The sequence below is a fragment of the Stenotrophomonas geniculata genome (genome assembly GCF_034508895.1).
In the GTDB taxonomy this organism is placed as follows: domain Bacteria; phylum Pseudomonadota; class Gammaproteobacteria; order Xanthomonadales; family Xanthomonadaceae; genus Stenotrophomonas; species Stenotrophomonas geniculata.
Genome location: NZ_CP140571.1, coordinates 3,259,413 through 3,273,564, shown reverse-complemented (window position 1 = coordinate 3,273,564; position 14,152 = coordinate 3,259,413). Strand labels below are relative to the sequence as shown.

Annotated in this window: 14 protein-coding genes and 1 tRNA gene; 3 read left to right on the top strand and 12 right to left on the bottom strand. The window is 66.1% G+C overall.

What is annotated here, in order from left to right; all coding sequences use genetic code 11:
• Positions 1-2: 2 nt before the first annotated feature.
• The 9 genes from nuoE to RI032_RS14895 form a co-directional block, all read right to left on the bottom strand.
• On the bottom strand, positions 3-530 hold the full coding sequence (nuoE, locus tag RI032_RS14935) for an NADH-quinone oxidoreductase subunit NuoE (RefSeq protein WP_006381132.1): 528 nt from the start codon (positions 528-530) through the stop codon (positions 3-5).
• 97 nt (positions 531-627) lie between these two features.
• Positions 628-1,935, bottom strand: a complete 1,308-nt coding sequence (locus RI032_RS14930; RefSeq protein WP_010486430.1) for an NADH-quinone oxidoreductase subunit D — start codon at positions 1,933-1,935, stop codon at positions 628-630.
• A complete protein-coding gene (locus RI032_RS14925) occupies positions 1,932-2,681 on the bottom strand; it encodes an NADH-quinone oxidoreductase subunit C (RefSeq protein WP_010486428.1) in 750 nt (249 codons plus the stop codon). The genes RI032_RS14930 and RI032_RS14925 overlap by 4 nt, the downstream gene beginning before the upstream one ends.
• A 33-nt stretch (positions 2,682-2,714) precedes the next feature.
• Positions 2,715-3,269 (bottom strand): NuoB/complex I 20 kDa subunit family protein, encoded by a 555-nt coding sequence (locus RI032_RS14920; protein WP_005410463.1) that lies wholly within the window; start codon positions 3,267-3,269, stop codon positions 2,715-2,717.
• Positions 3,260-3,616 carry an NADH-quinone oxidoreductase subunit A gene (locus RI032_RS14915; protein WP_010486426.1) on the bottom strand — a complete coding sequence of 119 codons (357 nt, stop codon included), beginning with the start codon at positions 3,614-3,616 and terminating at the stop codon, positions 3,260-3,262. Before RI032_RS14915 ends, RI032_RS14920 begins: the two co-directional genes overlap by 10 nt.
• A gap of 111 nt (positions 3,617-3,727) precedes the next feature.
• Positions 3,728-3,812: transfer RNA gene (locus tag RI032_RS14910), tRNA-Leu, on the bottom strand.
• 51 nt (positions 3,813-3,863) lie between these two features.
• Entirely contained in the window at positions 3,864-4,301 is a 438-nt protein-coding gene (gene secG / locus RI032_RS14905) for a preprotein translocase subunit SecG (protein ID WP_180836630.1), read from the bottom strand.
• A 31-nt stretch (positions 4,302-4,332) separates the two neighbouring features.
• Entirely contained in the window at positions 4,333-5,088 is a 756-nt protein-coding gene (gene tpiA, locus RI032_RS14900; protein WP_010486422.1) for a triose-phosphate isomerase, read from the bottom strand.
• 685 nt (positions 5,089-5,773) lie between these two features.
• Positions 5,774-6,709 carry an isopenicillin N synthase family dioxygenase gene (locus RI032_RS14895; RefSeq protein WP_010483082.1) on the bottom strand — a complete coding sequence of 312 codons (936 nt, stop codon included), beginning with the start codon at positions 6,707-6,709 and terminating at the stop codon, positions 5,774-5,776.
• A gap of 194 nt (positions 6,710-6,903) precedes the next feature.
• On the opposite strand from RI032_RS14895, the gene RI032_RS14890 reads away from it, so the two are divergent.
• Genes RI032_RS14890 through RI032_RS14880 form a run of 3 tightly spaced genes read left to right on the top strand, consistent with a single transcriptional unit; the run spans position 6,904 to position 10,806 of the window.
• The gene (locus RI032_RS14890) at positions 6,904-8,790 is read left to right on the top strand and encodes a DUF3413 domain-containing protein (RefSeq protein WP_322547205.1); all 1,887 of its coding nucleotides are present in this window, start codon (positions 6,904-6,906) and stop codon (positions 8,788-8,790) included.
• Between the two features lie 20 nt (positions 8,791-8,810).
• Positions 8,811-9,956 (top strand): glycosyltransferase family 4 protein, encoded by a 1,146-nt coding sequence (locus RI032_RS14885; protein WP_053443339.1) that lies wholly within the window; start codon positions 8,811-8,813, stop codon positions 9,954-9,956.
• Positions 9,949-10,806, top strand: coding sequence for a polysaccharide deacetylase family protein (locus RI032_RS14880; protein ID WP_010483075.1), 858 nt, complete (start codon positions 9,949-9,951; stop codon positions 10,804-10,806). Before RI032_RS14885 ends, RI032_RS14880 begins: the two co-directional genes overlap by 8 nt.
• Positions 10,807-10,889: 83 nt before the next feature.
• Here RI032_RS14880 and glmM read toward each other — a convergent pair whose 3' ends face one another.
• The 3 genes from glmM to trpA form a co-directional block, all read right to left on the bottom strand.
• Positions 10,890-12,251, bottom strand: coding sequence for a phosphoglucosamine mutase (gene glmM / locus RI032_RS14875; RefSeq protein WP_134959008.1), 1,362 nt, complete (start codon positions 12,249-12,251; stop codon positions 10,890-10,892).
• Positions 12,251-13,126: an acetyl-CoA carboxylase, carboxyltransferase subunit beta gene (gene accD, locus RI032_RS14870; RefSeq protein WP_005410473.1), complete on the bottom strand. Its 876-nt coding sequence runs from the start codon at positions 13,124-13,126 to the stop codon at positions 12,251-12,253. The genes glmM and accD overlap by 1 nt, the downstream gene beginning before the upstream one ends.
• A 215-nt stretch (positions 13,127-13,341) precedes the next feature.
• Positions 13,342-14,151 (bottom strand): tryptophan synthase subunit alpha, encoded by an 810-nt coding sequence (trpA, locus tag RI032_RS14865; protein WP_010483070.1) that lies wholly within the window; start codon positions 14,149-14,151, stop codon positions 13,342-13,344.
• Between the last annotated feature and the right edge of the window lies 1 nt (position 14,152).

Genomic DNA, 14,152 nt, shown 5'->3' with positions numbered 1-14,152 from the left:
CCTTACTCCAGCCCGTCCAGCAGCTCGTCGACCTTTTCCAGGGTCAGACGCTCATGGTAGTGACCGTTGATGACCATCATCGGCGCGCCACCGCAACCGGCCAGGCACTCTTCCTCGCGCTTGAGGTAGACGCGGCCGTCCGGGGTCGATTCACCGTGTTTGATGCCCAGCTTCTTCTCGCAATGGCGGACGATGTCCTCGGCGCCATTGAGCCAGCAGCTGATGTTGGTGCAGATGGCCACGTTGTTGCGGCCCACCTTCTCGGTCTCGAACATCGAGTAGAAGCTGGCGACCTCGTAGGCCCACACCGGCGGCAGATCAAGGTACTTGGCCACGCCGGCGATCAGCTCGTCGGTCAGCCAGCCCTCGTTCTGTTCCTGGGCCGCATGCAGGCCCTGCAGCACGGCAGAGCGCTTGCGGTCCGGCGGGAACTTGGACAGCCAGTGATCGATGTGAGCGCGGGTCTTGTCGCTCAGCACCACCATCGGGTCGACGTCGCGCGCCGCCTCGAAATTACCTGTCGCCTTCATCGGCCGACCTCAGCGAAATGCATAACGTGAAATTCCAGAAACTGCGGCGCCGGCTTGCGCCGGCTGCCTGCAGCGGGCGTTGGCGTGGCGGACGGCATTACCGGTCAACCTCGCCGAACACCAGGTCGTAGGTACCGATCATCGCCACCACGTCGGCCAGCATGTGGCCGCGCACGACCGAATCGATCGAGGACAGGTGGGCGAAGCCCGGTGCGCGCAGGTGCACGCGGAACGGCTTGTTGGCGCCATCGGAGACCAGGTAGCAGCCGAACTCGCCCTTGGGCGCTTCCACTGCCGCATAGGTCTCGCCGGCCGGCACGCAATAGCCTTCACTGAACAGCTTGAAGTGATGGATCAGCGCTTCCATGTCGTCCTTCATGTCCTCGCGCTTGGGCGGAGCGACCTTGAAGTTCTTCACCATCACCGGGCCCGGGTTGGCCTTCAGCCACGCCACGCACTGCTTGATGATGCGGTTGGATTCGCGCATTTCGGCAACGCGGACCAGGTAACGGTCGTAGCAGTCGCCTTCCTTGCCCAGCGGGATGTCGAAATCGACGGCATCGTACTTGGCGTACGGACGCTTCTTGCGCAGGTCCCAGGCAATGCCCGAGCCGCGCAGCATCACGCCGGTCATGCCCCACTGGTGGGCCAGTTCCGGAGTGACCACGCCGATACCGACGGTACGCTGCTTCCAGATGCGGTTGTCGGTCAGCAGGGTTTCGTATTCGTCGATGCGCTTGGGGAACTCGACGGTGAAGTTCTCCAGGAAGTCCAGCAGCGAGCCTTCGCGCGAAGCATTGAGCTGCTTCAGCGCCTTGCCCTTGTGCCAGCGCGATTCCTTGTACTTCGGCATGTGGTCCGGCAGGTCGCGGTAGACACCGCCCGGACGGTAGTACGCCGCGTGCATGCGCGCGCCGGAGACCGCTTCATAGCAGTCCATCAGCTCTTCGCGCTCGCGGAAGGCGTACAGCATCACCGCCATCGCACCCAGGTCGAGCGCGTTGGAGCCCAGCCACATCAGGTGGTTGAGGATGCGGGTGATTTCGTCGTACATGGTGCGGATGTACTGCGCACGCTCCGGCGCCTCGATGCCCATCAGGGTCTCGATCGCGCGCACGTAGGCGTGCTCGTTGCACATCATCGACACGTAATCCAGGCGATCCATGTAGCCGATCGACTGGTTGAACGGCTTGGACTCGGCCAGCTTTTCGGTACCACGATGCAGCAGGCCCACGTGCGGGTCGGCGCGCATGATGGTTTCGCCGTCCATTTCCAGGATCAGGCGCAGCACACCGTGCGCGGCCGGATGCTGCGGGCCGAAGTTCATGGTGTAGTTGCGGATTTCCTGCCGGCTTTCGGCGGCGTTGCTGGCGAATGCTTCGCCGGCCTGGTGTACGTGGCTCACTTCACTGCCTCCTGCGCGCGCTCACCTTCTGCGGTCTGCAGACGGGCGTCGTCGCGGATCACGCGCGGCACGCCGACGCGCGGCTCCACCGAGGTGACCGGTTCGTAGATCACGCGCTTCTTTTCTTCGTCGTAGCGGACTTCGACATTGCCGATCAGCGGGAAGTCCTTGCGGAACGGATGGCCGACGAAACCGTAGTCGGTCAGGATCCGGCGCAGGTCCGGGTGGCCTTCGAAGATCACACCGTACAGGTCGAACGCTTCGCGCTCGAACCAGTTCAGGCCCGGCCAGATGCTGGTCAGCGAGGACACCACCGGCAGCGCTTCGTCAGGGGCGAAGCACCGCAGGTGCATCATCAGGTTGTGCTGGTACGAGCGCAGCTGGGCGACCACGGCGAAGCGCTGGGTCGGCATGTGCTGAGGGCGGGCACCGTCGGCGCCGTTTTCCTCGGTGGGGAACTCGCCCCACGCGAAGCGGCCCTGGGCCTTGCCTTCGACGCCGCGGCTGAAGCCCTGAGAAGACACGTCGGCGGTGTCCCATTCGTCGGAGCCATAACCAAGGTAGTCGACGCCGCAGAGATCCACGGCCTGTTCGAAACCAAACTCGTCACGCAGCGCCAGGGCGGTGGCGTGCCACTCGGCGGCAGGCACTTCCAGCGTCACTTCGCCGCGGGGTTCGACCACGATGACTTTCGCACCAGCGAAACGTGCGGACAGTCGGTCGATGAAGGATGCTTGCTCTGCCATGGGGGCTTGGCGCGCTCTTGTCAGGTGAAGGGGTCAGCGGGCGATGGTCTGTGTACGCCAGATCTTCTTCTGCAGCTGCAGGATCCCGTACACCAGCGCCTCGGCGGTCGGCGGGCAGCCCGGGACGTAGACGTCCACCGGCACCACGCGATCACAGCCGCGCACCACAGAATAGGAGTAGTGGTAATAGCCGCCACCGTTGGCGCAGCTACCCATCGAGATGACCCACTTCGGGTCCGGCATCTGGTCGTAGACCTTGCGCAGCGCCGGGGCCATCTTGTTGACCAGGGTACCGGCCACGATCATCACGTCGGACTGACGCGGCGACGGGCGGAACACCACGCCGTAGCGGTCAAGGTCCAGGCGCGCGGCGCCGGCGTGCATCATCTCGACCGCGCAGCAGGCCAGACCGAAGGTCATCGGCCACATCGAGCCGGTGCGCGCCCAGTTCAGCAGTGCATCGACGCTGGTGGTGACGAAGCCCTTTTCCAGCAGCGGGTTGTCGCCTTCCGGCCGCAGGATGTCATCAACCCGGCCTTCCGGCGTGGGGTTGTTCATGAGGCCATCGAGAGTCTGAATCACTCCCATTCCAGCGCTCCCTTCTTCCAGACGTAAATGAAACCGAGGAACAGCATGCCGACGAACAGGCCCATGGTGATGAGCGAACGGGCACCCAGCTCCATGAAGACCTGGGTCCACGGCACGATGAAGATGATTTCCAGGTCGAAGACGATGAACTGGATCGCGATCAGGTAGTAGCGCACGTCGAACTTCATGCGCGCGTCTTCGAAGGCCTCGAAGCCGCACTCGTACGGCGACAGCTTTTCCAGATCGGGGCGGCGGGGACCGAGGAATCGACCAACCAGCATCAGCGTAACGCCGATACCGGTGGCAACGATCAGAAACAGCAGAGACGGCAAATATTCGGCCAGCACAGCGATTCTCTCTTGCCTCTGCCGCCGCGCCTGCAGGCGCTTTGGCATGGGGGAGTGGACGGGAATCTGCCTGGCGCCTTGCGCGCCAGACGAACCCGCTTTACTTACAAATGGTGCCCAAGAGGGGACTCGAACCCCTACGACTTGCGTCGCTACCACCTCAAGGTAGTGCGTCTACCAATTCCGCCACCTGGGCAAACGATCACATCAGACTATCTTCCCGATGCGCCGCGTATTGTAACCGGCTTCAGTCTTTCTGGGAGCCTTCCGAAGGCTTTTCTTCACCAGAAACCGAAGATTCCGCCTGAGCCGGCACATTCGCGGCCGGAACCGGGGCGACCGGGACCGCATCGGCCTTCGGAACGGCCGGCAGCTCGCCCGCCGGAGCCGCCGGAGCGACGGCCGCCGGAGCGGACATCAGGCCCAGATCCTGGTCGGCCGCCGGGCGGCTGCCATGACCGGCATACCAGGCCATGAAGAGGCTGATGCCGAAGAACACGACAGCCAGCCACTTGGTCGATTTGGACAGGAAGTTCGAGGCGCCACGCGCACCGAACACCGTACCCGAGGCACCGGCACCAAAGCCCGAACCCGCCGCCGCACCCGAACCACGCTGCATCAGGATCAGCGCGATCATGGCCACAGCGACCAGCACGTAGACGACATTGAGGATCAACATCAGCATTGGAAACCGCCCTCGGACAAAACTTCTAGGATTAGTTCGCGGCCGCCGCCCTTGCGATGGCCAGGAAGTCCGCGGCCACCAGGGAGGCGCCGCCGACCAGCCCACCATCGACATCCGGCTGCGCGAACAGTTCCCCGGCATTGTCGGGCTTCACGCTACCGCCGTAAACAATGGGCAGTGAATCAGCGATTCTAGCATCGATGCGCGCGACTTCGCCACGGATGAACGCGTGCACCTGCTGCGCCTGCTCCTTGGTGGCGGTACGGCCGGTACCGATGGCCCAGACCGGCTCGTAGGCGACCACGGCCTTGGCGAAACCGGCCGCGCCGACCAGCTCCAGCACCGGCGCCAGCTGGCTGGCGATGACCGCTTCAGTCTGCCCGGCCTCGCGCTGTTCCAGGGTCTCGCCCACGCACAGCACCGGCACCAGGCCGGCGTGCTGGGCGGCGGCGAACTTGCGTGCGACCAGCTCGCTGCTTTCATGGTGGTACTGGCGACGCTCGGAATGGCCGACCAGGCCATAGCGGGCCCCGACCTCGACCAGCATGGCCGCGCAGACTTCGCCGGTGTAGGCGCCCTTCTCGTTGCTGCTCACGTCCTGTGCGCCAAAGGCCAGGCCGGCCTCGCCGAAGTCCTCGACCAGCTCCCCCAGGTAGGGCAGCGGCGGCAGGATCACCACGTCCACTCCCTCCAGCGGCAGCCCAGCGGCCACCTGCCCCAGCAGTTCATTGGCGAATTGACGGCTGCCATGCAGCTTCCAGTTTCCGGCGACGATCTTGCGGCGCATGAGCGGGTGGCTCCTGTGTGAAGTCAGCCGGTCATGATACCCGTTGCGGCAAAAATCCGTTTCCTTGTAAGCGGTTACATGGATTTTCAGCCAACGGCGCGGCCCCTCGTGGCGGGGCTTGGTTAGGTTGGTCGCCGAGAGCCCGGTTGGATGGGTGGGCTTGGCCGGGCGGGTGGGGATGGCGGGGGACGCCGTAAACCCTTCCCTGGGGGCTTGTCCGCGGCATCCATGCCGCGGACACCCCCGCCAGCCCCGCCCGCCCGGCCCCTGACACATTCCGGCGGTTCCGCCCGCCACGGAAAGAAAAAGAAGATCAAAAGCAAAAGCGGCATTGCGGGTGGCTGCCGGGCTGGACCAGCCCCCTACCCCGCTTCGATCTGACAGATCTCCTCCACGCATGGCGTGGATCTACCGTGTCGACCAAGGTCGACACCTACCCACCGTCACCGGGAGACTGTCGAAGGCGGGGCGGTGTGGGTTGGCAGGACCGTTGGCGCCATGGATGGCGCCGTCGAGCCCCCATGGACGGGTTCACGGCGTGTCCTGCCAACCCACGCCGCCCCGCCCAACACACAGAAACCCAGAGCCGATTTGGCTTTGGGCCTTGGCTTTGGCTTTGGCCTCGGCGGGTGCAGCGCGCAGCCCTGCAAAGAAGAAGGCCGCCTTTCGGCGGCCTTACTTCTCTTTACTTCAGCTTGATCTCGCGCAGGCGCTCTTCGAGGAAGCCGTGGGCGGTGATCGCCTCCGGGTACCGGCTCGGGTTCTCCGGGGTAATGCAGGACGGCAGCACGTCGATCAGGAAGTCCGGGTTCGGGTGCAGGAAGAACGGCACCGAGTAGCGCGGCTGGCGCGCCAGCTCACCCGGAGGATTGACCACACGGTGGATCGTCGACGGATACACGTGGTTGGTCAGGCGCTGCAGCATGTCGCCGATGTTGACCACGATCGTGTCCGCGTCTGACGTAAACGGCACCCACTCGCCCTCATGCGACTGCACTTCCAGGCCCGCGGCGCTGGCACCGACCAGCAGGGTGATGAAGTTGATGTCGCCATGGGCACCGGCACGCACGTTCGGGATGTCGTCGGTGGTGATCGGCGGGTAATGGATCGGGCGCAGGATCGAATTGCCGAAGTTGGTCTTGTCGGCGAAGAAGTCTTCCGGCAGGCCGATGTGCAGGGCCAGCGCCGACAGCACGCGCGAACCCAGATTATCCAGCGCCTGGTACAGCCCGTAACCGCGCTCACGGAAGCCCTCGACCTCGGTCGGCCACAGGTTCGGCGCCATCACGTCACGATACTTGGAGTCGTCGGCGATCTCGCGACCGATGTGCCAGAACTCCTTCAGGTCGAAGTGCTTGGAGCCCTTGGCGGTCTCCACGCCGAAGGGGGTATAGCCGCGGGCGCCGCCGCTGCCGGCCACGTGGTACTTGCGCTTGACCTCCTCCGGCAGGGCAAAGAAGGCCTTGAAGGCATCGTAGGCAGCGTCGATGTCGGCCTGCGGGATGCCGTGGTTGCGGATGCCCGCGAATCCCCATTGGCGGTAGGCCGCGCCCAGCTCGGCCACGAAGGCCTCGCGGTCGCTGTCAAAACGGGTGATGTCGAGGGTGGGGATCTGGCTCACAGCGGTTCCTGGCTTGTCGTTGGGTCTGGGAGGGCCAGCGCATTCATGGCCCACCTGAACATTGTGACAGATCGCCCCGGGGACGCCACTCGATACGAAGAAACAAACCGATACAATGCGCAACCCGCGCGCGGATTAACGATTCCGTCACAACCGGGACTCCCGCCCTGTTCCACCTGCCCCCTCCGTCCTTCATGCGTCCTGCTGCTCCTTCTGCCGACACCTCCCTGCCCTCCGGCCCGGCACGCCATTGGCAACGACTGGCCTGGTGGTCGCTGTTCGTGGCCGGCAACGCATTGCTGGCCATGGCGATCACGCTCGGCAACGTGCCGTTGGCCGACAACCCGGGTGGCAGCGTGGGCCTGGCCTATCTGGCCGTCGCCCTGCCCGGCCACCTGCTGGCCTTCGGCGCCCTTGCCGGCCTGCTGCCTCTGCTGCTGGGCCTGTGGCCGCGCAGCGCACGCACGCTGAGCATCAGCGCCGTGCTGCTGCAGGGCCTGTGGCTGTGCCTGTTGCTGGTTGATGCGAAGGTTTTCACTCTGTATCGGTTCCACCTCAATGCCATGGTCGTGAACATGGTGTTCGGCGGTGCGCTGCAGGACCAGGTCGCGTTGTCGTGGAAAACCTGGCTGCAGGCCGGACTGCTGGTAGCCGCCATCTTCGCTGCCGAAGGCTTGTTGGCCTGGGCCTGCTGGAAGCTGCTGCCTGCCCCGCCGCACCGCCGCCGGGTCCTGCAGGCCTGGGCCGTGGTTGCACTGCTGATGGCCGGCGGCCAGGTCGCCACGGCCTACTACGATGCCCGCGGCGACCGCGACGTCATCGCGCAGTGGAACTACCTGCCCTGGGCACAGCCGATCACCGCCAAGAGCTTCATGCGCAGGCTCGGGGTCATCAGCGAACAGCAGGCCGGCCTGCCCGACCCGCGCCATGCGCAGCTGCTGTATCCGCTGCACCCCCTGCGCTGCCAGAACCCACACCGGCCGAATGTGCTGATGGTGGTGCTGGAGTCGCTGCGTCAGGACGCCATGACCCCCGAGCTGATGCCCAACACGACGGCACTGGCCCGGACCGCGCGCGTGTACGACCAGCATTTCAGCACCGGCAATGCCACCCGCTACGGCCTGTTCGGCCTGCTCTACGGCCTCCCCGGCGGCTACTGGCAGAGCATGCTGGACGAACAGCGCGGCTCGCAGCTGTTCCAGGTGCTTGGCCAGCAGGGCTACGACCTGCACCTGTACGGCAGTGCACCGCTGTACAGCCCGGAGTTCGATCGCACGGCCTTCGCCGACGTGCGCGACCAGCTGCACCAGGGCCCCTCCGCCCTGACGCCCGACAAGCGTGACGCAGCCATCGTCGCCGCACTGCAGACCGACATCCGCACCAGCCAGGCCGCGCAGCGCCCGTGGTTCGGCTTCGTGTTCCTCGACTCCACCCACGCCGGCTACCACCTGCCCACCGGCTACCCGCCGGTGGCCACACCGATGGCCAAGGAGATCGACTTCCTGTCCTTCGGACCGGACCACGACCCGACGCCGGAGCTCAACCGCTACCACACCGCCGTGCACTACGCCGACAGCCTGATCGGCTCGCTGCTGGACGACCTTCGCGCGCAAGGCCTGGCCGACGACACCATCGTGCTGGTCACCGGTGACCATGCCGAAGAGTTCAACGACCTCAAGCTGAACTACTGGGGCCACAACGGCAATTTTTCCGACTACCAGTTGCAGGTGCCGTTCGTGCTGCACTGGCCCGGCCAGGCCAGCGGCCATGAGGCGCGCACCAGTTCGCATGAGGACTGGGTGCCGACGTTGATGCGCCACGCACTGGGCTGCGAGAACGCATTGAGCGACTTCAGTACTGGCCAGGACCTGCTGGCGGCACCCACCACCGGCAAACGTGCGCTGGTGGTGGAGAGCTGGTCGCAGCGCGCGGTACGCCATGGCGATGCCATCTACGTGTTCGACAAGTTCGGCAACGCCACCGCGCTCGACCGGCACTACCGCCCGCTGCCGCAGCAGGCTCCGGACGCTGCCGCCATCCGCTCCGCATGGGAAGCGCTGACCCGCTTCCGCAACCGCTGATCTTCAAGGACCGATCCTGCATGAACCGTCCGCTGCGCATCCTGCACACCGAAGCCGCCAAGGGAATGGGTGGGCAGGAGATCTACATCTTCCGGCACATGCAGGTGATGCGCGCGCGTGGCCATGAGGTGTCGTTGCTGTGCCAGCCCGATGCGCGCCTGGCCACACTGGCACGCGACGACGGCTTCACCGTGCATACGCTGCGCATGGGAGGCCTGGCGCGCCTGCTGCGTGGCGTGTGGTCGGTATCGAGACTGGTGCGCCGCGAGCATTACGACGTGGTCAACACCACCAGCCGCCGCGATGCGCTGATCGCCGCCGCCGGTGCACGCCTGGGCGGCACGCCGCTGGTGGTGCGCTCGCGCCATCTGATGAGCCCGGTCAATTCGCTGCTGACCTATACCGGGCTTCCACACCGGGTATTGACCGTCAGCAGCTTCGTCAAGCAGCTGCTGGCCGACCGCGGCATTCCGACCGAGCGCATCGGCATCGTGCCGCCGATCGCGGTTCCGCCGCGCTGGAGCGAGATCCGCAAGGCCGATCCCTGGCAGTGCCTGCAGGAGGTGCGCACGCAAGTACGTGCCGAGCTCGGCTTCGGCGAACAGGACATCGTGGTCGGCTGCGTGGCGGTGCTGCGCGAGCCCAAGGGCCACGCCGACCTGATGCAGGCGATGGTGCCGTTGTGCAAGGCCAACCCGGACCTGCACCTGGTGATCGTCGGCGATGGCCAGGCCGTGACGGAACGACTGCAGGCGATGTGCGCCGAGCACGGGCTGCAGCGCCAGGTGCACCTGCTCGGCTACCGCGATGGAGCCTGCCGGCTGATGGCCGGCTTCGACATCTTCGCACTGGCCTCGCACAAGGAAGCAGCCGGCACCGTGTTCCTGGAAGCGGCTTACGTGGGCGTACCGATCGTGGCCACGCGAGTGGGTGGCGTGCCGGAGATGGTGGTCGATGGCAGCAATGCGATCCTCACCCGTTTGGGTGACAATGCCGCCCTGACAGGTGCATTGCGCCTGCTGGTGGACGACCCGGAACGGCGGCGGCAGATGGGGCGCGCTGGCTGGGACTGGATGCACGGCGCACATCGCTTCACGCCGGACGGCCACGGTGAAGCCACCGAACACTACTACCACCAGTGGCTGAAGGAGCTGGGACATGGCTGATGCGCGAACCGTTCCGGTGCTGATGCACCACCATGTCAGCCCCTCGCCGGGCATGATCACCGTGTCGCCGGAAAACTTCGAAAGCCAGATCGCGTGGCTGGCAGGCAATGGCTGGACCTCACTGACGCTGGACCAGTACGCAGGCTTCCTGGCCGGCAAGCCGGTGCCGCGCAGGTCGATCGTCATCACCTTCGACGATGGCTACCTCGACAACTGGGTGTATGCCCATCCGATCCTGCAGAAGTACGGCATGCATGCGGTGGTGTTCGTGGTCACCGGCTGGATGGGCGAAGGCCCGGAACGTCCGCACGCGGGCATTGCCGGGGCGACGCTGCCGCCGACGCCGGACCATCGTGGCTGCGAAGCAGCGATCTACGAGCAGGACCGCAGTGACGATGTGATGATGCGCTGGAGCGAAGCACGTGCGGCCATCGCCGCCGGCACCTTCGAAGTGCATTGCCACACCCATACCCATACCCGCTGGCTGCGCCGCGACGATCTGGACCGTGCGCAGCGCCGCGCAGGCCTCAGCCGGGATCTGGCGATCTCGCGCGAAGTCCTGCAGGACAAGCTCGGCGACGTGTCCGATACGCTGTGCTGGCCGTACGGTGATTTCGACCAGGATCACATCGAAGTGGCGCGCGAGCAGGGCTTCCGCTACCTGCACACCACCCATCCGTTCGGCCGCAACGTGATCGGCGGCGACCCGGAACGCATCTATCGTTTCGCGATCCGCAACCGGCCGGCCAACTGGCTGCGCAAGCGCATCCGCCTGAGTTACAACCCGCTGATCGCGCCGCTGTTCAATGGGTTCAAGGCACGCCAGAAAAAGATGGTGCCGGGGCCGTAGGCGCGACACAGCCCTGCCCGCAAACAGAGAACGCCCCGGGATTTCGGGGCGTTTTTTTTTTCCTGTACCGACGAGCAGGCGCCTCAACTGGCGGCATCACGCACCGCAGCGGACAAGCGGTCCAGCGTCTGCTGCATCAGCGTGGCGTCATCGGCCTCTACGGTGACCCGCACCACCGGTTCGGTACCGGACGGACGCAGGAACGCGCGGCCACGGCCGGCTACGGCCTGCTGCGCCACAGCCAGCGCGGACTGCACGCTTTCAGACTGCACCGTGGCCTTGGCCGAGACATTGCCCAGGCGCACGTTGACGGTCTTCTGCGGCACCCGTACCAGGCCCTTCAGTGCCTGGCGCAGGGTCTGCCCACTGTTGCGCAGCGCGACCAGCACCTGCAGGGCGCTGACAATGCCATCGCCGGTGGTGGCCCGGTCCAGGCACAGCAAGTGGCCCGAGGCTTCGCCACCGAGTACACCACCGCCCTCGACCAATGCCTGGTGCACGTAGCGGTCACCGACGTTGCTGCGCACGAACGGGATCTGCAGATCGGCGAAGGCCTTCTCCACACCGTAGTTGCTCATCAGCGTGCCGACCACCGGGCCGCGCAGGCGGCCTTCGTCCTTCCAGGCGCGGGCCAGGATGTACAGCAGGTCATCGCCGTCGACCGGGTTGCCCTGGTCGTCGGCCATCAGCACACGGTCGCCATCACCATCGAAGGCGATGCCAAGATCGGCGCGGGTCTCGCGGACCTTGGCCGCCAGGTTGTCGATATGGGTGGAGCCCACGCCGGCGTTGATGTTGACGCCATTGGGCTCGGCCCCGATGCCGATCACTTCGGCACCCAGTTCGCGGAACAGCAGCGGTGCGATCTGGTAGGTGGCGCCGTGTGCGCAATCCAGTACCAGGCGCACGCCACGCAGGTCGAACGCGCGCGGCACGCTGGCCTTGCAGAACTCGATGTAGCGGCCGACCGCTTCGCGCGCGCGCGACGCCTTGCCCAGCTTCTCCGATTCGGCGGTGGTGAACGGAATGTCCAGCGCCGCTTCCAGGGCCAGTTCGGTGGCGTCGTCGAGTTTCTCGCCCAGGGCGGAGAAGAACTTGATGCCGTTGTCGTAATGCGGGTTGTGCGAGGCGCTGATGACGATGCCGGCGTCCACACCCAGCGTACGGGTCAGGAACGCCACCGCCGGGGTCGGCATCGGGCCGAGCAGCTGCACGTCGGCACCGGCGGCCACCAGGCCTGCTTCCAGAGCCGCTTCGAACATGTAACCGGAAATGCGGGTGTCCTTGCCGATCACCACGATCGGCCTGCGCCCGTCCTGGCCGCGCTGGGCGACCAGGACACGGCCCAGGGCGTTGCCCAGGCGCAGCACGAAGTCGGCCGAGATCACGCCCTGGCCGACCCGCCCACGGATGCCATCAGTACCGAAGTACTTGCGGCCTCCCATCAAGCCACCTCCGGCGCCGGCTGACGGCCCAGCATCGCCAGCAGATCGGACAGGCGGTCGCGCATCTCGCGGCGGTCGCAGATCTGGTCGATGGCACCGTGCTCCAGCAGGAACTCCGAACGCTGGAAGCCTTCCGGCAGCTTCTCGCGCACGGTCTGCTCGATCACGCGCGGGCCGGCGAAGCCGATCAGCGCCTGCGGTTCGGCGATGTTGATGTCGCCCAGCATCGCGAACGAGGCCGACACGCCACCGGTGGTCGGGTGGGTCAGCACCGAGATGTACGGCAGGCCAGCTTCACGCAGCTTGCCCAGCGCGGCCGAGGTCTTGGCCATCTGCATCAGCGAGAACAGGCCTTCCTGCATGCGCGCGCCGCCACTCTGCGAGAAGCACACGTACGGGGCACCGATCTCGACTGCGGTTTCGGCGGCCAGCGCGAAACGCTCCCCCACCACCGAGCCCATCGAGCCGCCCATGAAGGCGAAGTCGAACGACGAGGCCACCAGCGCACGGCCCTTGAGCAGGCCGCGCATGGCGATCAGCGCGTCATATTCGCCGGTGTTCTTCTGCGCGATCTTGATGCGCTCGCTGTACTTCTTCTGGTCCTTGAACTTGAGCAGGTCGGTCGGCCCCAGGCGCGCACCGATCTCGGTGGTGCTGTCGGCGTCGAACAGGGCGGCCAGGCGCGCGCGCGCGCGGATCGCCATGTGGTGGCCGCACTTCGGGCAGACCTCCAGATTCTCTTCCAGTTCCGGACGGTACAACGCGCTGCCGCAGTTGCTGCACTTTTCCCACAGGCCCTCGGGGACACTGCGCTTCTTGCTGGGGGTGTTGTCGGTGCGGATGCCGGACGGCATCAACTTGCTGAGCCAACTCATGCGGGAGGACACTTCCGTTCAGGGCGGCCCAAGGGCCGCAAAGGCAGACAGTCTAGCTCCGCTTTCCCCGCCCGTGCACCCCCTTGCCGGCCACGGGGCAGCCTGAAAAAACCATGCTGGGACGTACGTTTAGGTGCTGGGTCGTGCCGGCCGCTGGCCGGCAGCCCTTGCATGCGAGCCGTCAGGAGGATGCCGGCCAGCGGCCGGCACCACCGTTACGCATCCAGCGCCTGCCGCAGCGGGGCCAGGAAGGCTCCAGCGCGCTGCGCGGCCTCTTCAGCCGAGCCCGCTTCGGCCAGCACCGCCACCAGTGCACTGCCGACCACCACGCCATCGGCCTGGCGCGCCATCGCCGCCGCACTGGCCGCATCCTTGATCCCGAAGCCAGCCACCACCGGTACCGAAGCGCGCGCACGCAGGGCCTGCAGGCGGGCGCTGGCAGCATCACTGTCCAGCCGCTCGGACGCGCCGGTGACACCGGCAAAGCTGACGTAATAGAGATAGCCACGGGCCAGCGCCAGCAGCTTGTCGGCACGTGCCTCGCTGGTGGTCGGCGAGGCCAGCAGCACCAACGCCAGGCCGGCCGCATCGAAAGCCTGCTGCGCTTCACCGGCTTCTTCCGGCGGCAGGTCGACCAGCAGTACTCCATCCACACCGGCCTCCACGGCCGCCTTGGCGAAGGCGGCGTAGCCGTGGATCTCCACCGGGTTCAGGTAGCCCATCAGTACTACCGGCGTCTGCGCGTCACGCTCTCGGAACTGCGCCACGGCCTGCAGCACGTAGCGGCTGCCCGCCCCGCGTGCCAGTGCACGTTCGGAGCTGCGCTGGATGGTCGGGCCATCGGCCATCGGGTCGGAGAACGGCACGCCCAGTTCGATCACATCGGCGCCGGCATCGACCAGTGCATGCATGACCGGCACGGTGGCCTCCAGCGAGGGATCACCGGCAGTGATGAAGGGAATCAGCGCCTTGCGCTGCTGCTCGCGCAGTCGCTGGAAACAGGCATCGAGTCGGGATACAGGCATC

Excerpts from the sequence above, each read along its gene's own strand:
- nuoE (WP_006381132.1), bottom strand. The coding sequence starts at position 530 with ATGAAGGCGACAGGTAATTTCGAGGCGGCGCGCGACGTCGACCCGATG.
- RI032_RS14925 (WP_010486428.1), bottom strand. The coding sequence starts at position 2,681 with ATGGCAGAGCAAGCATCCTTCATCGACCGACTGTCCGCACGTTTCGCT.
- RI032_RS14920 (WP_005410463.1), bottom strand. The coding sequence starts at position 3,269 with ATGGGAGTGATTCAGACTCTCGATGGCCTCATGAACAACCCCACGCCG.
- secG (WP_180836630.1), bottom strand. The coding sequence starts at position 4,301 with ATGCTGATGTTGATCCTCAATGTCGTCTACGTGCTGGTCGCTGTGGCC.
- tpiA (WP_010486422.1), bottom strand. The coding sequence starts at position 5,088 with ATGCGCCGCAAGATCGTCGCCGGAAACTGGAAGCTGCATGGCAGCCGT.
- RI032_RS14890 (WP_322547205.1), top strand. The coding sequence starts at position 6,904 with ATGCGTCCTGCTGCTCCTTCTGCCGACACCTCCCTGCCCTCCGGCCCG.
- RI032_RS14885 (WP_053443339.1), top strand. The coding sequence starts at position 8,811 with ATGAACCGTCCGCTGCGCATCCTGCACACCGAAGCCGCCAAGGGAATG.
- RI032_RS14880 (WP_010483075.1), top strand. The coding sequence starts at position 9,949 with ATGGCTGATGCGCGAACCGTTCCGGTGCTGATGCACCACCATGTCAGC.
- glmM (WP_134959008.1), bottom strand. The coding sequence starts at position 12,251 with ATGGGAGGCCGCAAGTACTTCGGTACTGATGGCATCCGTGGGCGGGTC.
- accD (WP_005410473.1), bottom strand. The coding sequence starts at position 13,126 with ATGAGTTGGCTCAGCAAGTTGATGCCGTCCGGCATCCGCACCGACAAC.
- trpA (WP_010483070.1), bottom strand. The coding sequence starts at position 14,151 with ATGCCTGTATCCCGACTCGATGCCTGTTTCCAGCGACTGCGCGAGCAG.